The 19,988-nt window shown below is 39.5% G+C and carries 18 protein-coding genes and 1 other annotated feature; of the genes, 10 read left to right on the forward strand and 8 right to left on the reverse strand.

All coding sequences use genetic code 11. The features are described 5' to 3' along the window. Positions 1-39: 39 nt before the first annotated feature. From L641_RS0116825 to L641_RS23745, 3 genes are all read right to left on the reverse strand, one after another. Positions 40-1,259, reverse strand: a protein-coding gene (locus L641_RS0116825) for an IS3 family transposase (protein WP_223230517.1) whose coding sequence is annotated in 2 segments (ribosomal slippage) — positions 40-971 and positions 971-1,259 — 1,221 coding nt in all. Because the reading frame shifts where the segments join, the coding sequence is not laid out codon by codon here. Then, positions 865-981, reverse strand: a sequence feature (AL1L pseudoknot). (Overlaps the previous gene by 117 nt.) Before the next feature lie 294 nt (positions 1,260-1,553). After that, a complete protein-coding gene (locus L641_RS0116835) occupies positions 1,554-2,666 on the reverse strand; it encodes a response regulator (protein ID WP_253944073.1) in 1,113 nt (370 codons plus the stop codon). 315 nt (positions 2,667-2,981) lie between these two features. Further along, entirely contained in the window at positions 2,982-3,104 is a 123-nt protein-coding gene (locus tag L641_RS23745) for a hypothetical protein (protein WP_275450854.1), read from the reverse strand. Here L641_RS23745 and L641_RS23625 point away from each other — a divergent pair. The 4 genes from L641_RS23625 (at position 3,075) to L641_RS0116855 (ending at position 5,589) form a co-directional block, all read left to right on the forward strand. Next, a complete protein-coding gene (locus tag L641_RS23625; protein WP_290191507.1) occupies positions 3,075-3,530 on the forward strand; it encodes a hypothetical protein in 456 nt (151 codons plus the stop codon). The two genes, L641_RS23745 and L641_RS23625, sit on opposite strands and share 30 nt — an antisense overlap. A 360-nt stretch (positions 3,531-3,890) precedes the next feature. After that, entirely contained in the window at positions 3,891-4,397 is a 507-nt protein-coding gene (locus L641_RS0116845) for a hypothetical protein (protein ID WP_138765007.1), read from the forward strand. Positions 4,398-4,406: 9 nt separating this feature from the next. Continuing rightward, positions 4,407-4,775: a hypothetical protein gene (locus L641_RS0116850; RefSeq protein ID WP_024602555.1), complete on the forward strand. Its 369-nt coding sequence runs from the start codon at positions 4,407-4,409 to the stop codon at positions 4,773-4,775. A gap of 385 nt (positions 4,776-5,160) precedes the next feature. Continuing rightward, positions 5,161-5,589, forward strand: a complete 429-nt coding sequence (locus tag L641_RS0116855; protein WP_024602556.1) for a retropepsin-like aspartic protease — start codon at positions 5,161-5,163, stop codon at positions 5,587-5,589. A 242-nt stretch (positions 5,590-5,831) separates the two neighbouring features. Here L641_RS0116855 and L641_RS0116860 read toward each other — a convergent pair whose 3' ends face one another. Then, a complete protein-coding gene (locus L641_RS0116860; RefSeq protein ID WP_024602557.1) occupies positions 5,832-7,013 on the reverse strand; it encodes a PQQ-dependent sugar dehydrogenase in 1,182 nt (393 codons plus the stop codon). Between L641_RS0116860 and L641_RS0116865 the strand changes: the two genes are divergently transcribed. Continuing rightward, on the forward strand, positions 6,998-7,459 hold the full coding sequence (locus L641_RS0116865; RefSeq protein WP_024602558.1) for a hypothetical protein: 462 nt from the start codon (positions 6,998-7,000) through the stop codon (positions 7,457-7,459). The two genes, L641_RS0116860 and L641_RS0116865, sit on opposite strands and share 16 nt — an antisense overlap. Before the next feature lie 74 nt (positions 7,460-7,533). Here the strand turns inward: L641_RS0116865 and L641_RS0116870 are convergent, their stop codons facing one another. Both L641_RS0116870 and L641_RS0116875 read right to left on the reverse strand, forming a co-directional pair. Then, a complete protein-coding gene (locus tag L641_RS0116870; RefSeq protein ID WP_024602559.1) occupies positions 7,534-8,733 on the reverse strand; it encodes an Nramp family divalent metal transporter in 1,200 nt (399 codons plus the stop codon). Positions 8,734-9,134: 401 nt separating this feature from the next. Then, entirely contained in the window at positions 9,135-10,397 is a 1,263-nt protein-coding gene (locus tag L641_RS0116875) for a valine--pyruvate transaminase (protein ID WP_024602560.1), read from the reverse strand. A gap of 234 nt (positions 10,398-10,631) precedes the next feature. On the opposite strand from L641_RS0116875, the gene L641_RS0116880 reads away from it, so the two are divergent. The 4 genes from L641_RS0116880 to L641_RS0116895 all read left to right on the forward strand — a co-directional run bounded on the left by L641_RS0116880 (position 10,632) and on the right by L641_RS0116895 (position 16,918). Further along, complete coding sequence (locus L641_RS0116880; protein ID WP_024602561.1) at positions 10,632-11,645, forward strand: endonuclease/exonuclease/phosphatase family protein; 1,014 nt, start codon at positions 10,632-10,634, stop codon at positions 11,643-11,645. A 355-nt stretch (positions 11,646-12,000) separates the two neighbouring features. Then, complete coding sequence (locus tag L641_RS0116885) at positions 12,001-13,005, forward strand: HlyD family efflux transporter periplasmic adaptor subunit (RefSeq protein ID WP_024602562.1); 1,005 nt, start codon at positions 12,001-12,003, stop codon at positions 13,003-13,005. After that, the gene (rbbA, locus tag L641_RS0116890) at positions 13,005-15,794 is read left to right on the forward strand and encodes a ribosome-associated ATPase/putative transporter RbbA (RefSeq protein ID WP_024602563.1); all 2,790 of its coding nucleotides are present in this window, start codon (positions 13,005-13,007) and stop codon (positions 15,792-15,794) included. The genes L641_RS0116885 and rbbA overlap by 1 nt, the downstream gene beginning before the upstream one ends. A 2-nt stretch (positions 15,795-15,796) precedes the next feature. Continuing rightward, positions 15,797-16,918 (forward strand): ABC transporter permease, encoded by a 1,122-nt coding sequence (locus L641_RS0116895; protein WP_024602564.1) that lies wholly within the window; start codon positions 15,797-15,799, stop codon positions 16,916-16,918. A 138-nt stretch (positions 16,919-17,056) separates the two neighbouring features. Here the strand turns inward: L641_RS0116895 and L641_RS0116900 are convergent, their stop codons facing one another. Beyond that, positions 17,057-18,223, reverse strand: coding sequence for a DUF3103 family protein (locus tag L641_RS0116900; RefSeq protein WP_029750438.1), 1,167 nt, complete (start codon positions 18,221-18,223; stop codon positions 17,057-17,059). A 279-nt stretch (positions 18,224-18,502) separates the two neighbouring features. Between L641_RS0116900 and L641_RS0116905 the strand changes: the two genes are divergently transcribed. Then, positions 18,503-18,922, forward strand: a complete 420-nt coding sequence (locus L641_RS0116905) for an MAPEG family protein (protein ID WP_024602566.1) — start codon at positions 18,503-18,505, stop codon at positions 18,920-18,922. 52 nt (positions 18,923-18,974) lie between these two features. On the opposite strand, the gene yddG is transcribed toward L641_RS0116905, so the two are convergent. Continuing rightward, entirely contained in the window at positions 18,975-19,877 is a 903-nt protein-coding gene (gene yddG / locus L641_RS0116910; protein WP_024602567.1) for an aromatic amino acid DMT transporter YddG, read from the reverse strand. Positions 19,878-19,988 lie beyond the last annotated feature (111 nt).

Genomic DNA, 19,988 nt, shown 5'->3' on the forward strand with positions numbered 1-19,988 from the left:
TGAATCGCCCCGAGTTCATCGGAGACCAGTTTGTTTAAGTCAGGCCACTTTACCTGACTCGTTTAAATTATCATAGTAGTCTGTTTCATATTGAGCTGGTGAAATATACCCAATTGAAGATAATAAGCGTTGATTATTAAACCAATTGACCCACTCTAACGTTGCGTATTCAACAGCATCAACATTCTTCCACGGGCCATTTCTGCGAATAATCTCTGTTTTAAATAATCCATTTATTGTTTCAGCCAATGCATTGTCATAAGAGTCACCCACACTGCCTACAGACGCTTGAATTCCAGCTTCAGCAAGTCGCTCAGTGTATCGTATAGACAAATATTGGCTGCCTCTGTCGCTGTGGTGAATTAACCCTTCGGGGTTGCCACGATGCCAAATAGCTTGCTCTAACGCATCAAGAATAAGCTCTGTGTGCATTGTCGTTGATACACGCCAACCTACAATGTATCGTGAAAAAACATCTATCACGAAAGCGACATAAACAAACCCACTCCATGTGGCAACATAGGTGATGTCAGCTACCCAAAGTTGATTTGGCTGCTCAGCAGTAAATTGACGATTAACTAAATCAAGTGGCTTATCTTGTTGCTCGTCAGGTATCGTTGTCTTATGTGCTTTACCCCGACGAACACCTTGAATTCCCATAACTCGCATCAATCGTTCGACTGTACAGCGGGCGACTTGATGGTCGTCAAGCTGTAGCTGCTTCCATATTTTTCTTGCACCATAAACTGACATATTATCCTCCCACACTTCGCGAATGAGTATTATCAGCTCAGCATCACGCTTTTTGCGGTTAGACAGTCGCTCAGGCTCTCTTTGTATCTGTTTATGAGAATAATACGTTGATGGTGCAATCGGCAATTCCTTGCAAATTGACTCGACACCGTAATGCTCTCTGCAAGCATCAATAAAATCCACTATTACTTCTGTTTGCGGTCGAGCTCCGCTTGGGCGAAAAAAGCGGCAGCTTGCCTCAGGATATCATTCGTTCGCTTGAGCTCTTTATTCTCGCGCTCTAAGACGGCAAGGCGTTCTTCAGTTGATTGCGTATTAGAAGAGGGTTTAGACGGTTGAGCTTGAGATTTCTTGACCCATGCTCTAAGTGTTTCTGGGGTACATCCCAGTTTATCTGAAATCGATACTAGCGCAGCCCAAAGAGAAGGGTATTCATGCTGTTGTGTGGTAACAAGCCTAATTGCACGTTCACGAAATTCTGATGTATAGCGATTTGATTTTTTCATAGTTCCAGTTTCTCAAGTTATTGAGTCTCTGGCAAACACGGGGCGATTCAGGTTGGTTAAGCCGAAGGCGCCACCCAACAGAGTTCTAATTTAGGTGACATAAGTTGATGATTTAATTAATTTAGTTACTAATTTATGTGTTTGTAACCCTCTAAAAGCAGCGAAATTGTCATGAATGTCATTAGTAACACTACAATAATCACTGACTCTTGAGCTTAATTGTAAAAGAGCGAAGTAAGGTTGAAGTTTTAACGTAATGGTTCTGTCGGGCTTGGTCTATAAATTGTACTTATATTATTCAACAGCTTTTAAGCGTTTTGTAATGGCTTGAAGTTTATCTTCTAGTGTAAAAGACAGAATTAAGGTTTCTTCTACAATTTCTTTCGTTTCATCAACTAAGCCTACTAGCTCCGACTCTTGCTCTTCATCTAAGCCTAGAGTGATCATTTTTGATTGTATAGCTTGAGATAAGTCATTTACGAGTATTTTTATTTGTTTATCTTGCTCTGAGCATAGCTTTTTTATGGTACTAAAATCATCAGCAAGTTGACTTTTTAGAGTGTTTAAAGCTTGTTGGCGTATCGTCGCTTTTTCTAATTGTTGTTCAATAAATTCTATCCGGCTTTCTATAATGGTAAGCAAAATAGCAAAGTTATCTCGAAGGCGACCAAGTAAGCCTTCATCCTTTGTATTTATTCCCTTTATAAGCATTGAACAAGCAGGCGCGTTAAATAATAAATTAGAGCTAAATGGAACTATTCGCTTGGCTCTTCTGCCTAGTTCTAGAATTTCTTTTTCCAAGTCAGAAATAGTTTGTTTTGGGAATTGGTGATATTGGTTTGCTACCCTAAACTCTACGCAACAGCTGGCGCCTGCATTAGTAAAATAGCGCTGTACGTTAGCAAATAATGTGTCTAAATCCGTTACCTCAAGATTGTCAGTAAAAAATGTGACTAATTCTCCAAGTTCGCTTGCTTGTTGCATTGATGTAAAAGCAGTTGTAGAGGCAACATCGTACATTTCTTTTAGATTATTTCGCTCTGTAATACGCAGTTCAACACGCTTTAATTTTTCGTTAAGTTCCTTAAAGTCTACTGGCTTGGCAATATAATCATCGCCGCCATACCCATATGCTGTGAGTTTGTCTTCACTTGATGTTAAAGCGGATATAAATATAATTTCGCAATCATCGTATTCACCGGATTGTTTTATTTGTTCAACTAAATCATAACCAGTAAGGCCATTACTAAGTAAAATATCCATTAAGACGACTTGTGGCTGGTGCTGTTCCATTAGTGCTAATATTGGCTCGGTTCCATCAGATGAAGCAATATCGTGTTGCTTAGAAAGCGCAATTTCCATGATGTTTCTATTTTGAGGGTTATCGTCAACGGACAATATTTTCACTTTGACTCCTTAATTTAGTTATTGTCGTCCTATCTTAAATGATATTAGTCATGGAAATGGCTACCCGCAAATAATAAATTCATGTACATTTTCATGGAGCACTTAAGTAACACCACATTAAAAGTTTATTATGATAGATACTTTATTCATTTGTTTATAATCCTATAAATGCGCCGAAATCGTCATGAATGTCATTAGTAACACTACAATAATTACTTACTATTAGCTTCGTGGCATAAGAGCCAATCGACGTTTGAACTTCAAGGTCATGAGATTAGATATCATGTGCAAGGGGAAGAGGGAGCACTGAGTTTATTACTGATCCATGGTTACCCAACCACAAAATGGGATTGGCATAATCAATGGGCTGAGCTCACTCAATAGTTTAAAGTATTTATCCTCGATACGCTGGGTTTTGGCTTTAGTGACAAACCGCAAAATGTTACCTACACCATTATTATGCAAGCGGATTTACTGACTCATTTTTTGAATCTGTTCAATGTAAAAGCAAAGCATATTTTAAGCCACGATTACGGTGATACAGTAGCGCAAGAGCTACTTGCTAGAAGCAACTTAAATGAAGTACATGGCATAAAAATACAAAGCATTTGCTTTCTTAACGGCGGGTTATTTCCAGAAACGCATAAACCTGTACTGCTACAAAAGCTGTTACTTAGCCCGATAGGCGCTTTAGTGTCGCGACTTGCAAACTATAAAAGCTTTAAGCGTAATTTTGATAATATATGTGCCGTACCACTTACCGAAAAAGAGCTCAACGAATTGTGGCAGTTAATTGCATACAAACAGGGCAGGCCTGTAATGGCAAAACCGAAGAATAAACTAGACACCCACTCGAATTTTTGAAGTTTGGCGAACTAAGTACTAGGCTTTCATCAGTGTGAAAAAAAAGCTGGGTGTCTTATGGCAATCGTAAGAAAGCGTCATGTAAGTTTGGTTGGTACAAAGTACTACCACTGTATATCACGTTGTGTTCGGCGTGCTTTTTTGTGCGGTGAAGACCATTTTACTGGTCAATCTTACGAGCACCGCAGAGGCTGGATTAAAGATAGACTGCTAGCACGAGCGAAAGTATTTTGTATTGATGAGTGCCTGAGCTGTAATTAATAATTACACTGTTAGCATATCACTCCTATGGAGTGAAAATTTGACTTTAAAATATATTTTATTAGTATGATATAACTAATAAATTAAAGGGAATTTCTGGTGTATAGATTATTTATAGTTCTATCATTAATGTTAAGCTTTTCAAGTTCTGCATTTGAAAATGTTATTTTTAATAAATACTATTTTCCAATTAACGATAATTGGGAGACGATGAGAGTTTTAGAGGAGGGTGAAGGCTTTGCCCTAGTCAACAGCCAAATGCAAACTTTAAGTATAAGAAAATTTGATAACGATGATCCATTAATCACTTTAGAAGATGGAAGCACAATTCCATTAGTTGAAATACATTTAGACAGCCTAACAAATTCAAATTCGGACATAGAAAGTAAAGTTTATAAGGAAATTAAGAATAGCTTTTCTAAAGTAAAAGAAATTCAAAACAAAACTAACTCCTTTAACTTATTCGTCGAATTAAAGCCAGATTTAATTGATACACAAATTGCCTATTTATATTCAAAAGAAAATGGAATTTTTATTGGGATTACATCAACAATACCTGAGAGAGATTTTTTTAAATTTTTAAAATCAATCCACGAAAAAAAATAAGGAAGTTAAATGTCAAATTCTATCGAGCAACTAGATAAAGAAGACCAAGAAAACCTACAATTTATATTACAAAAAATGTATCCTGAAAGTAGTGCTTTTAAAGAAAACAAGCCTTCGATTGAAACTTTAAAAGTTTATATGCAAGCTCTTAAGGCTAATACTTTTTGTAACAAAGCAATGACAACGCTTACTACTGAATTAGCTACAGCTACAGTAAAACAGATATACAGGGGTAAGTTTAAAAAGATCGTCAATAAGGTTCTAAAAGAAATAAAAGGTCACTATAAAGAAAATAACCTTAACTTCTTTATTTGCAATCAGGTTGTAAAGTATAAGTATAAGTCTCCGTTAGTTATTTCTCTTCAAGGCTATTTCTAGTATAACAGCCCTATCTTTTATGTTGAAAACTCTACATGTAAAGGCTACGAGTTAGTGGCCTTTATTAATTAATTTGTTACACGTTTAGAAACCAAAGAGGTAAATCTTGCTTTCAGATAGCAGAACTTAAACTCTTAACAGCGGCTAAATTTAAGCCGCTACTTTCCTCTAAAAGTGCAGCGCCTGTTATCCTATTTGTGAATTAATGTAGCTTTGCCAACATAAGTTTTGTGCGTTTGGGGGGAGTTATTTTTAGCATATTTTAATTACGATATAGGTGTTGGTGAAAAGCCATTTGTTTACTTATTTATAAGGTGGGTTGTTTTCATAAGTGTTTGTAATGTGGTGTCTATTAATTAACCTAAATATAGAATAAGGAACATTCATGGAATTAGTCAAAACCACAAGTTTGAAATTTGAAGTAACAGAAACTGGTCATCAAATTATACAAGCTAAAATAAATGGACATAAAGTAAATTTAATTTTAGATACAGCGGCGGGTGTATCTGTTTTGGATAGGGCATGTATTAAAAAGCTTGGAATACAAGAGAAACTAAGTGAAGAAAATGCCGCAGGTTTAGGTACAGCCGACCACGAAATGGGCCTTATTGAAGTATTAAAATTTGAATTGGCAGGGCAGTTGTTTGAAAGTACAGAGTTTGTATCACTAAACCTAGACCATGTTCAGGTAGCAGGTGGTGATAATATTATCCATGGATTATTAGGTTCTCCATTTTTTAGAAAATACCAAGCTGTGTTAGATTTTGGCACTAATACACTGACAATTAGAGAGCCGTTAGCTGATTATGAGTAATTAAAGCGACTTATTTAAGCCGCTCTTTGCATATTATACACAGCGTGATAAGTCGGGTTGTCTCAAGTAAATTTATCATTTTTGTCGGATGACGTGGCTTCGCCACTTATCCGATCTACGTTAAAAGGTAGGTTGGTTAAGCCAAAGGCGCCACCCAACAGAGTTCTTAAAGCTATTAAAGCGGCTTAATTCAAGCCGCTACTTACCTCTAAAAGCGCAGCGTCTCTTATCCTCTTTGTAAATTAATTTGCTTTAAACAACATTAACTTTGCCTCTTTTCCATCCGTTAATATCGCTACATTACCTTCAGCAGTGACAAACACATCTCTGAGCCTGCCTGTGGCTTCTGGAAAAATATGAGTCTGGGTGTATTCACCATTCGCTAAATTAATACTGTAGAGCTTTTTATCGACCAATGTAGTAATAAGCACGTGACGTTGCAGTGAAGGGAAGGCTGTATGGTTAGAGCCATAATATGCCATGCCTGATGGGGCGATTGAGGGCGTCCAATCTACGGCTGGTTTAGCCATTCCAGGGTAGTCTCTAAAGGGGGAAATACGTGCTTGTGAATAATCGTCGCCGTTGGTTATTACTGGCCAGCCGTAATTGGTGCCAGCTGTTAAATAGTTGAGCTCGTCACCGCCTGCGGGGCCGTGTTCGTGGCTAATAATTTGCTGTGTATCGTGATCATAAACCAAGCCTTGCAAGTTACGGTGCCCGAGTGAATAAATGGCATGCGCGTTAGCGTTTTTGTGACTAAGAAACGGGTTATCGCTTGGTATTGTGCCGTTTAAGTTTATGCGTAATGTTTTGCCAAGTTGACTGGTAATAACCTGTGCTTGCTCGCGGTAGTCAAAACCATCACCACTTGAAAATAATAAGGTACTATCAGGCAATACAAGCGCGCGGCCAGAATAATGCTGCGGTGTGCCCTTATCGGTGGCGACTTTATAAATAATTTTTGGCGTTGAAAATTGCGCACCATCAAACGTGGCTTTGGCTATTACTAGCCTGTTTGCATCAAGCTCACCTTGGGCGTAAGTGAATATAATTTCTTTTGATTCACTGTAATTTGGCGAAAGCACTACATCAAGTAAACCACCTTGCCCTGCAACGTATAAGCCCTCGAAGTTTATTTTAACTCGGGTTTGTTGGTTGTCTTTAATGATAACAACATGGCCATCACGCTCGGTGATTAACCAGGTATTGTTTGGGAGTTTAACCATACTCCACGGTGAATTGAGCCCTGTTGCTAAAGTACTAGCTGTGTATTGCTGTGTTGGTAACTCTGCACTGGCGTGACAAGAAAACGCTAAAAGTGACAGTAGCGTAATACAATATAGAGATTGTTTACCCTGCAAGCCTTTGCTAGTGTAAGGAAAAATTTTTATTTTAAGTTGAGATAACCATGCAGTTTTTAACACGTATACTCCCGTCATTTTTAGTTTCTTGGTTACTTACATTCACTCTTGCTAGCTTGTTTCATAGTCAATACGTTGTCAATCAATTAGTTAATGTAGGTGTTGTAGTGGGCTTTAATGACCGTGTTAACTTAATCCTTGAAGATTGGCTTGGCTTGCTACCGACCTATGGCGCTATTATTGCTGTTGCACTCGCCATCGCGTTTTTGGTTACTTGGTTTATTGCTAAAAAAATGAACAAGCAAGGTACACAACTATTTGTTATTGCTGGTATTGTAGCATTTGCTACCGCGTTAATTGCGATTGAGTCAATTATGAATATTACTATTATTGCAGGTGCAAGAGGTTGGGGTTTTTATGCGCAATTATGTGCAGGTGCAGTAGGGGGTTATGTATTTGCAAAACTCATTAAGGAAAATAAGCACAAGGCAGCGCATCACGGCTTTTAAGTCAGTATTGGTCTGCAATGTAAAAAGCCGCTATTAATATAGCGGCTTTTGTGTGTATAAATTACCTAGTGATATTAAAAAATTAAACTAAACAGCTTGTAACCACTTAAGCCAAAAATAAGCACTAACACCGGTAAAGTAAGTAAGTTTACTAACATTGAGTTGGTGTATTTGCCCATTACTGATTTTTGGTTAACCAGCCACACTAGGTAGGTGGTTACAATAGGCAGTAATAAGCCATTTGCGGCTTGAGCAAAAATTATCACGGCAACAGGGTCTAAACCCAGAGACGCCACGGCTGCACCAAATAATAAAATAACAATGGCGACACTTTTAAAGCGGGTGTTATCCATTTTATTTGACCAACCTAACATGCCACATACTGCATATGCACCGGCAAGGGGAGCTGTTATTGCGCTGGTTAAACCTGCTGCAAATAAGCCAATAGCAAAAAAGTAATGGGCAGCATCGCCAAGTAATGGCTCAAGTTGTACCGCCATGTTGGCAGCGCTAATTTGCCCTGCATCTGTGCCATAAAATGCCACTGACGCGGTTGATAAAATTGCCAGCGTGATCACGCCACCTAAGGTGATAGACACACCCGTATCTACATTAGTTTGCTTAATGACTTTTTGCTTATCACTTTTGCTGTCGTGCCTTGCAGCTAAAACACCTGAGTGTAAAAATAAGTTATACGGCACTATGGTGGTGCCCACTAATGCCAATACGGTGGTAATTGAACCCTCAGGCATACTAGGAATAAACCCTGCTAACACATCACTCAGCGAGGGAGCAGCCATAACTAACGTAGAGATAAACACTAGGCTCATTAGAATCACTAATAAAATAAGCGCGTTTTCAACGACTTTGTGTTTACCGCTGTAAAGTAACACCGCACTTAAAAATGCAATGAGTGGCGTCCAAAGCTGGGCATTAACATGAGGGAATATTTCAATTAATCCCATACTGGCACCGCTAAGGTTACCAGCCTCGTAGGCGGCACTGCCTACTCCAATGGCGCTGATCACTAAAAATATAGCGAGAGATTTAAATAGGGGCGTTTCAATGTGAGCTCTTAGCGCTTGCGCTAAATCTTGCCCGGTGGCTACGCCAAGGCGCGCCGCCATAGATTGTAATAATATGGTGGCAATAACTGAAAACAGTAATGTCCATATTAGTGCAAAACCAAAGTTTGCACCTGCCACGCTGGCAGTCGTAATAGTCCCTGGTCCAATGAAGGCAGCGGTGACGAGTAGTCCTGGTCCTAATCGCATAATTGACCTTAATAGTACTTTTGTATATTGCTATTTAAAGTTACATCTAACGTTTTATAACGCGATGCCTGTATTATTGCTGCCACTTATATTAAGTGCCTTGCAGCGATAGCCGCCCCTTGGCAAACCCTTTTTTGATGATAATCATATGTTAAAAAAGGTCGCGTAGCATACCAACTTATATATAAATTTAAAGTGGGTGTGGCGCGTTTGCACAAAATTAATACAATCAATAAATAACAGTAATAACCGCTTACCTCAGTTTAGGGCTTATTTAACGGCTTAGAGGATGACTGAATAACTTTAAATTGTTCACAGGTTTATGCCAATAACTATAGGCACTATAAACGCTTTGCACGCACTGTATTCACGCAAAGGGTTTGAATGCCCTAAATATCAATTCATGCCATCACGGCTTTAATGGCCTCTAAGCCTTTTCGCAAAGTGCTGGCATCGGTTGCATAATTAATGCGAATACACTGGTGTTTGTGTGCCCAAGCATCATCAATACCAATAAAAAAATTATGCCCGGGAATAATATAAACATCCTGCTCTTTGAGCTTTTGGTAAAGTTGTTCGCTGGTTATTTTTGCCTCTTTAAACCACAGCCACATAAAAAATGCGCCTTCTACTTTGTGTAAGTAAACGGGGAGGTGGGCAAATATTTCATCAAACAAGTTCATTGCTGTTTGTGCTTTTTCTCGATAAAAAGGCAGCACTGAATTTTTACACAGCGGAAGGAGTTCATCTTCATTAATAAGGCGCGTTACTAAACTTGGGCCAAAACTATTCGGCGACAAAACCATACTGCCATTCACACGGCCAATGGCTTTAATTATGTCATTGTTAGCCACTACAATACCGGTTCGCAAACCCGGTAGGCCAAGCTTTGAAAGTGACATGCATAAAATAATGTTTGAGTTCCAGGTTAAGTTTGCGTCGGTATAAATACACCCAGGGAATGGGTCGCCGTAGGCGTTATCAATGATCAGTGGGATATTATATTGCTTAGCCAATAAATCGAGATGCTGTACTTCTTCATCAGTAATGACATTGCCTGTTGGGTTAGTCGGGCGCGATACACACAGTGCGCTAATGCTGCTGTCGCTTGCTAATACTTGCTCAACAGCTTTAAAATTAATGATATATTTAAATTGGTTTGAGCCACTTTCAGTATTTAAAATTTCGATATCGGGCTTTATTGCTACAAACATATCGTCAGTTAAGCCTTGATCTGCATAGCCTACATATTCAGGTGCCAGCGGAAATAAAACCTTTTTATGGCTTCCATCAGGCATACTGCCAGCTAACAGATTAAATAACACAAAAAAATTGGCTTGGCTGTCATTACCAAGCGCTATATTATTTGCGGTTAAATCCCATGAGTATTCACTTTTTAGTTGCTTGGCCAGAGCTGCACGAAATGCATCATTACCCGTTGGGCCATCGTAAAGTCCAAATACGTTGGAAAGTGTATTATTAGCAACAAGCTTTTGTAACTCATTGATAAAAATATCATTAACCTCAGGCACTAGGGCCGGATTACCACCACCGAGCATAACAATATTTGGATTATTACTGTTTTTAGCATCGCCTAAATCTTCCATTAACTGAGTAATACCATTAGGTTGAGTAAATTTAGTGCCGAAGTTTGAGTAATCCATAATGACCGTGTGCCTTAAAAAATGATAAGTTAGTGTAAATTAACACTATGAATTTGATATTGAAAAATTTTCACCGCTTAGATTACTATAGCCATAACCCGCTATAATCGTTTTTCATATTTTAAGTAGGGCAGCCTTATCAGCAACCTTGAATCACACACTAAAACACCTTTAAACACCAAAGCAGACGATTCGGTTATTACTGATACGATTCTTAAAATTGCCACTTTTAACTTGTTTAATTACCTTGAGCCGCCTAATGCCTATTATGAATTTGAACGCATATACACCGCAGAGCAGTGGGCTAGAAAGCAGCGTTGGCTTATTAATTACTTAACCGAACATCAGCCTGATGTGATTGGTTTTCAGGAAGTATTTAGTATTGAGTCGCTTAAAGAATTAGTTAAAGATCAAGGCTATACGTACTTTGGCGTGGTAGATGAGCCCCAGGTAATCGACGACTTTATTTACAAACGCCCTGTTGTGGCAATAGCCGCAAAATACCCCATTGCTGAAGTGGCAAGTGTTGAGCATGACCATGAGCTTGCTGAAACCCTTGGTTTAACTGAGGATTTTACATTTAGCCGAAAGGTGCTTAGAGCTACAATAACCTTACCGCATATCGGCAACACGGATTGTTATGTGGTGCATTTTAAGTCTAAGCGCTCAATGATAGAGCTTGATGAGCAAAACAAAGACCTCACACCCGAAAAAAATATTATCGAGCTTTTAAAAGCCGATATAGCAGGGAGTTGGGGCTCAACTATTCAGCGCGGCAGTGAGGCTACATTGCTGATGATAGACATCATTGCACGCCGCGAATCTACACAAAACCCAATGGTTTTAATGGGCGATTTTAACAACGACTTAGCCGATGGCGTTTTAAGCCATTTACTAACAAATACACTGCGCTTTGCCCCCACGTTTGACAGTAACACTTACCTTGCAAAATATTGCCTTAACGACGCATGGCAGTTATTTGCAAGGTCGCAATTAAATTTGGCTAATCAAAATAATGAAAATAAAGTGGATTTAAAGCGAAAGCCTACCCATTATTTTGGCGCGAGCAGCTCAGTGCTTGACTACATTTTGTTGTCTTGCGAGTTTGACTCAAGTTACGACGACAGCTTTTTTGAGGTGAGCCATTACCATACTTACGATCGTCATTTAATTAACCCTGAATTTGAGCGTGATGATTTAAGCACCGATCATGGCGTGGTATTGATTAGCTTAGCATTAAGGTCGTAGCGAATTTTGTTACTATAAATTGTAAGCTAATCTGCCGCTGACATAATTAATATTAAGGCGCTCAGTAGGTGCCTTGATGTTTTCCCTTTCTTTTATCCTGCTGTTTTAAAAAATCACTAATAATTAGTGCATTAACCCTAATTTATATTGATCCACATCATCTTTATTAACGGTGAGGGTGGTAGATTAGTGACGCTAGATTTTTAAGTTCGTTTAAATCGCTTATTACAACTACCCTTGTTGTACTTACAAAGCAGGGTTGCTTTCATATAACAAATAGCGTGCTGTATCCTAAAAATTTTTACCTTAACTACCCTCACTTACATTACTTTATACATACATGGAGTTTTAGCACATGACAATTAAATCAACGTTCAAATCTTTGAGTAAGCTCGCTGTATTGGTCATTGTGGGGGGGGCTGGCTGGTATGCTTGGCAAACCTTGCAGCCTACATCATTTGCTGATCAACTCCCTGACAGCGTTGCCTATGGAAATGGGCGAATTGAAGCGACTGAGTACGATATTGCTACAAAATTACCGGGCCGCTTAGTTGACGTTATGGTGCAAGAAGGCGATATGGTCAAAGCGGGTCAAACGTTAGCGGTTATTGATACTGATGATTTAAATGCACAGTTACGTGAAGCTCAGGCGGGGCTTCGTGTTGCTAATGAGTCTCGTAAATACGCATTAGCGATTGTAGAGCAGCATAAAAGTGAGCTTAATTTTGCACAAACTGAATTGCGCCGCTCTGCAAAATTATTAGAAAAAGGCCATATTTCAACAGAAGTGGTAGATCAACAACGAACCACCTCTGCTATTGCGCAAGCTGCTTTAACCGCGGCAAACGTAAAAGTTGTGCAGTCGGATGCTGAAATAGAAGCAGCGCAGGCACGTATTGAGCGATTACAAAGCAACATAGCCGACAGCACGCTCACAGCACCAATCAATGGACGCATATTGTATCGATTAGCTGAGCCTGGCGAAGTGCTTGGCAGTGGTGGTAAAGTTTTATCGTTATTGGATTTAACCGATGTTTATATGAGTATATATTTACCAACAGCGCAAGCGGGCAAGGTAACAATAGGCTCACAAGCACGCATTGTTATTGATGCTGTTGCCGAGTATACATTACCGGCTAAAGTGACGTTTGTATCTGCACAGGCGCAATTTACCCCTAAATCGGTAGAAACCCGAAACGAGCGCGATAAACTGATGTTTAGAGTTAAGGTAAAGCTCGACTCGCAGTTATTAAAAGATCATATCAAACAAGTAAAAACAGGGGTGCCAGGGCTTGCTTATGTGTTGTTAGCGCCTGAAAAAAATTGGCCTACGTCATTACAGGTACGAGTGCCTGAATAATGGATAACGACGATAAAAACATTCAAAAGCCACCAAGTGAAAGTGTGGTTACGCTTACTAAGGTGAGCCATCGCTATGCTAATAATCGCGTGCTGGACAACATTAGTATTTCATTACCTGGCGGGAAAATGGTCGGGTTTATAGGCCCTGATGGCGTAGGAAAATCAAGCTTGCTGGCACTTATAGCGGGGGCAAGGGCGATTCAAGTGGGAGAGGTTGAGGTATTAAACGGCAATATGCGCAGCAGTGGTTTTCGTAATACGGTGTCGCCACGCATTGCTTACATGCCTCAAGGGCTTGGCAAAAATGTGTATCCAACACTTTCTGTGTTTGAAAATATAGATTTTTTTGGTCGTCTATTTTCTCAAAATAAAGCCGAGCGAAAACAACGAATTAATAACCTTTTAAAAAGTACAGGCTTAGAGGCATTTGCCGATCGCCCCGCAGAAAAGCTCTCTGGCGGGATGAAACAAAAACTCGGTTTGTGCTGCGCACTGATCCATGACCCTCAATTATTAATTTTAGATGAGCCAACAACCGGAGTTGATCCGCTATCGCGTCGTCAATTTTGGCAATTAATAAACAGTATTCGCGCTGAAAATACTCAGATGAGCGTACTGGTTGCGACCGCCTACATGGAAGAAGCCGATGATTTTGATTGGCTAGTTGCTATGGACGATGGAAAAGTAATCGGTACGGGCAGCCCACAAAATCTAAAAGCACAAACTAACAAAGAATCGCTTGATGAAGCCTTTATAGCATTACTTCCTGAAGAAAAACGCCATGATCATCAGCGGTTAGTTGTGCCACCTCGTAAACAAGACTTAAACACAACTCAGTTCGCTATAGAAGCAAATGGATTATGTAAAACATTTGGCGATTTTACCGCTGTTAACAAGGTGAGTTTAAGTATTGAACAAGGTGAAATTTTTGGCTTTTTAGGCTCAAATGGCTGTGGAAAAACCACCACAATGAAAATGCTTACCGGGTTACAACCGGCAACCAGCGGCGAAGCAAAATTGTTTGGTGAAAAGGTCGATGCCAATAACATCGAAAGCCGCAAACGCGTTGGTTTTATGTCGCAAGCATTTTCGCTTTATAACGAGCTTACAGTGAAGCAAAACTTGGTATTGCATGCACGTTTATTCCACTTACCCGCAGAGAAAATAGAGCCGCGCGTTAAAGATTTAATTACTCGGTTTAACCTTAAAAAATACAGTGACGATTTTCCTACCGATTTGCCCCTAGGTATTCGCCAGCGTTTATCGCTTGCTGTTGCGGTAGTACATAGCCCTGAAATGCTCATACTTGATGAGCCCACATCGGGTGTAGACCCCGTTGCAAGGGATGACTTTTGGCAGTTACTCATTGAGCTTTCGCGCGAACAAGGCGTGACTATTTTTATTTCGACTCACTTTATGGATGAAGCGGCACGTTGCGATAGAATTTCGTTAATGCATGCAGGTAAAATACTTGCCAGCGATACGCCAGCTGCACTGTGCCAAACGCGTAATACCGACACACTAGAAGCTGCCTTTATTGAATATTTAGAAGAGGCGGTAAATGCAGCCGGAGCAAGCTCGGCGATACAAGCATCGATAACGGATAAACCCAAAGCATTGGCTACAGCGCCCGCTACTCGTAAAAATAACACTAACCCCGCATTTAGTTTGTTGCGGTTATTTGGTTATGCGCATCGCGAAACGCTAGAGTTATGGCGCGATCCTATTCGCCTAACGTTTGCTTTGCTGGGCTCGATAATTTTGCTGTTTATTTTAGGTTACGGCATTACATTTGATGTTGAAGATTTAAGCTTTGCGGTACTAGATCAAGACCAATCGCCAGAGAGCCGCAACTACATCCAAAATATTGCAGGTTCACGTTACTTTATTCAAAAAGCAGATATTAAAAGCCCGCAAGAACTTGATAAACGAATGCGCAGTGGCGAGTTAAGCGTGGCCGTTGAAATTCCACCTAACTTTGCTCAGCAATTTAAACGCGGCCGTAAACCTGAAATTGTAGTGTGGATTGATGGTTCTATGCCGTTTAGGGCAGAAACGATTAATGGTTATATGAGCGGCGTGTATTACAGCTATTTAACCAACTTATCTTTGCGCACTTATGCGCAGATACCCAATTTAGTGCCAGCTAATATTGAATCTCGCTATCGTTATAACCAAGATTTTAAAAGCATTGAGGCCATGGTGCCGGCGGTTATTCCACTGCTATTGGTATTTATTCCTGCGATATTGATGGCGCTTGGCGTAGTGCGCGAAAAAGAGTTGGGTTCAATCATAAACTTATATGTCACACCGGTTAACCGGCTGGAATTTATTATTGGCAAACAGCTGCCTTACATTTTAGTGAGTATGATTAGCTTTTTTGGCTTAGTTGCACTTGCTATTACTGTGTTTGGTGTGGCGCTAAAAGGCAGCTTTTGGGCGCTTAGTTTGGCTGCATTATTATACGTTACAGCGACTACCGGAGTGGGGCTGTTAATTTCGGCTTTTACAAAAACACAAATTTCAGCACTGGCAGCCACTACGGTGGTGGTGTTGATGATTGCCGTTAACTTTTGTGGGCTAATTGACCCTGTTTCTTCCTTGGAAGGGTTTGGAGCGATTATTGGCAAACTGTTTCCAACCACCTACTTTTTAGAGGCGTGTCGGGGGGTCTTTAATAAAGCGCTTAATTTTTCTGATTTATCAGCCCAGCTACTGCCTTTATTCGCTTTTATACCCGTGCTGACTCTGGCCAGTGTATTTTTACTTCCAAAGCAGGACAAATAGCCATGCAACGTCGCGGAAAAATTATTAATTTAGGTATTAAAGAGTTGCGTAGTTTATGGCGTGATAAGGTTTTACTGCTATTTGTTTTTTTTGCTTTTACTGGGCTGATTTATGTGGTGGCTTCAGCCACGTCGATAGAGTTAAATAATGCGCCGATTGCAGTTGTTGATCACGACCAATCGCAATTATCTAAGCGTATTATTAATGCCTTTTATGAGCCTTACTTTAAAACACCAGACAGTATTTCATTAAGCGATATTGACTCAGCTATGGATAATGGCCGTTATACTTTTGTGCTTAATATACCGCCTTATTTTGAGCGTGATGTACTTGCAGCTAAGCAACCTACGATTCAAGTAAATATAGATGCTACGCGTATGTCGCAAGCATTTATTGGTGATAACTATATTCAAATTATTATTAACGGCGAAGTAAATGAGTTTGTGCAAGGTTATCGAACCGTTTATTCACTGCCAATAAAGCAATCGGCGCACATTATGTTTAATCCAAACATGACAAGTGTATGGTTTGGTAGCGTGATGGAATTAATGAACGTGATCACAATGATTTCGATTATTTTAACTGGAGCCGCGGTGATCCGTGAACGCGAACACGGCACATTAGAGCATTTATTAGTGATGCCGTTAAGCCCCTTTGAAATAGTGATGGCGAAAATTTGGGCTAATGGTTTAGTGATTTTATTACTGACTGCGTTTTCATTATTTATTGTGATCGAAGGTTTGTTACAAGTGCCTATTCATGGCTCGCCAGGCTTATTTTTATTTGGCGTTGCTATTCATTTATTTGCGACCACATCGCTGGGTATATTGTTAGGCACACAGGCGCGCACCATGCCGCAACTCGGGTTATTGATGATCTTAATTTTATTACCATTACAAATGCTCTCTGGCGGTGTTACGCCGCGTGAAAGTATGCCTGAGGTAGTGCAAAATATTATGTTATTGGCGCCAACAACGCATTTTGTAAAATTTGCTCAAGCAATTTTATACCGAGGAGCAGGGTGGGATGTAGTTTGGCCTTACTTTTTAGCATTAACTGTTATTGGCAGTGTGTTTTTTATTGTTGCATTAATGCGCTTTCGTAAATCAGTGGCGCAAGGTTAGGGTATTAAAATATAACGTGTAATTTCAAAAAAGTGGCTGTGATAAAGCCACCCGTTAACGTTAAAGCGCTAATGGGTGACTATTGAAGTATGGGGGAGTGATACCATCCGCAATAATAATTAAGCGAATGGGGATGACTTAGTTTAGTCTTGGGTTAATTTCTAAAGGAGATAGCGTAATGGTCGCATTACTGCTTGCTCCTTTATATTCTTGATAGTCTTTGTTTTCAAACAGCGTGTAAAAAACATCAACATAATCGTCATTATTAGTAAACCATTCATCCGGCATTGCTTTTAGCAGTTCATTGGTCAGCTTAGGAATAATGGCATAACCTTGCGCTTGTAAATCAGGAATGCTCGCCATTACTTGCTCTGATATTTCTAATAATTTTATTGCTAGAGTTTTATAGTTGGTGTTGTCATCTTGTTCCATTAAGAGTAAATCAACCGCCTGCCAACGATAACGCTGCCAATGAATTAGCACCTGATTAGGGCTGTAATCGGTTTGATCATGATCTAAATACGGTAAATCAACGATATCTAATATTGGTTCATCTCGGGTGGGGTCGACACCCGTTACAATGGCATAAATTTCAGCACCACCTGAGATCCAAGGTTCTTTGTCATCTTCTAAGCGTATTTTTTTCAATACACTGGTTTGCAGAGGTTGTTCATTGCTTAACTGGTTTCGTGGACTAACCGTGCTTTTACTGAATTTGTTAGTAGATAAAATTCCTCTCATTACTGCAATACCCGCATCTTGTACTTTTTGTTGATCTAATTCGACAATAAAGACAGGTTGGGTCGGCATTTGGTCAACACTAAGATAATGAATGTCACCATACTGATCGAACGCTTCAATCTCGCTCCATTGCGTATCGTCACCAGCGGGTGCAAATGCAAATAAAGGGCGTTCGCCTTGCTGCCAAGCGCTAAGCATTTTATCGCTTGCCAAACGCACTTGTAACAAACTACCTGTGTTTTGTGGTAAACCTTTCAGTTGTTGTAACGCGTTGTTTGCTAAACGAGTATTTTGTTGTGTGTGCATACCTAAAGACGGTAGCTGATCCGCATTCAAAACCAGTTTATATTGGCTTAGCGTTTGTTTAAGATCAGCGTTTAATACACTGTAATTAAGCGCTATTTGTTTTGCGAAATTGCGTTTAATGGTGGCTACGTCTTTGTATTGCGCCAACTTAGCCAAGTTTTCACCTTTTTCGATTTCATATTGAGCTGAAAAAGCGGGCGGTGATACACAGTTCAATAGCGCTAAGGTTACCAAGCATTTGGTTATTTTATTCATCATATTCATTTTACCGTTCCGTTATCAGTAACACTATAAAACAACACTTAGAATAAATACTCAAATAAAAATTATAAAATACGTAATTAGTACTGGTTTTAAGTTGCGCTCAGACTCTAAAAAAATACCAAGACGCTGTGATAGAGTAAGTTTTATATAAAGAATGAATCTATTACAAAAAATTATTTTACTAAAAAGTAATTACTATATACATCAGTGGCTTATCTTTGGCTTGATAGTTGCTGTAACTATTACTCTAATAACAACACAAAGGATTAAACAATGACCGATATAGCACATTCAGCGTTTATAGCATTTTATTTATATTTAATTATGATGTTAGTTCAGTGGACAGTGGCGACGTTTAGTAAAGCCAAACAGCCTGGGGCTGTACCAGGAAAAATAGATAAAGACCTATCTCATGAGAGTTTTATATTTAGAGCGCATCGCACCTTTCATAACACATTAGAAAACAGTGCGTTATTTATAGGAACGGTTTTATTTGCCTTTGTGATGAATTATCACAGTTCGGTTTTTGCAATCTGTATTTGGGTTTACGTTATTGCACGTTTAATTCATATGGCACTGTATTACGCCATTGCCACAGAGAAAAACCCCAGCCCGCGTAGTTACTTCTTTTTGATTGGTGTGATTGCAAACATTGTGATGTTAGTGCTGTTAGGACTGCGATTAGCAAGCTAATTAAATGATTAAAGCGAAAAGCAGACAGTCCCTAGCTTTTCGCTTACTTATTTTATTGGGCTGGCTTTGTTTTTCGGGTCACAATGAAACACATTAATGAGCCTAATGTAACTAATACTACGCCTTGCCAAAATGCGTTGGTGAGCGATAGTGATAAGTAAATAGAGGCAAATAGCGTAGACAATACAGGAATAAAGTAAGACAAGGTGCCTAACAACACTAGGTTACCGCCAATGATTGCTTGGTTCCATAGTGCGTAACCTCCACCAATAACCACCCCTGCCAGCAATAAAGTAAAACTAGAATATACGTTAAACTCAAAGCTGGGTTCATTACTCAATCCGTAACTTATCCATAAAAAGATTGCCGTGGCTGCAAAAAATATACTAATGGCATTTTTACCCTCGCTAAGTTTTACCGTTACACTGCAATACACAGCCCAAATAAACGCCGCTGCAAATGCCATGGAGTAGGGTACTGGATTGTCACTAATATTAGCGGTTAATACTTCCACAGATAAACCACTATTACCTGCAATGCACCATGCAACGCCTAAAAACGCAATCAGTATGCTGGGGTAGACTAATACGCTTACTTTAGTGCGGTTAACAATAATCGAAAATAAAATGGTTAACGCTGGCCAAAGGTAGTTAATAATCGCCATTTCCAACGCTTGCTGGCGACTATTTGCAAAGCCGAGGGATAACGCTAAACACATTTCGTAAATAACAAATAAGCTACCACCAAAGACTAAATAGCGTTTTGGGTAATTGCTTAGCCTTGGTACACCCATGACTAGTATTAAAAAAATCGCACTGACGCTGTACATTAAAGCAGCGCCACCAATTGGGCTAAATAGTTCTGATAAGTCGCGAATAAAGGCAGTTAAACTGCTCCAGAGCAAAATTGCGAGCACCCCAAACAGGGTGTATTTGTGTTTACTTAATAAAGACATAATAAAATTCAAAGCGTGATGATAAAACACGGGGAATGTGGCATTTTATGATTTAAAGAACAAGCATATGTATCAAAATGCCGACTAAATGCTTATAAATTATATTTAAGA

Origin of the sequence: Pseudoalteromonas sp. TB41, from assembly GCF_000497975.1 — a bacterium.
Lineage (GTDB): Bacteria > Pseudomonadota > Gammaproteobacteria > Enterobacterales > Alteromonadaceae > Pseudoalteromonas > Pseudoalteromonas tetraodonis.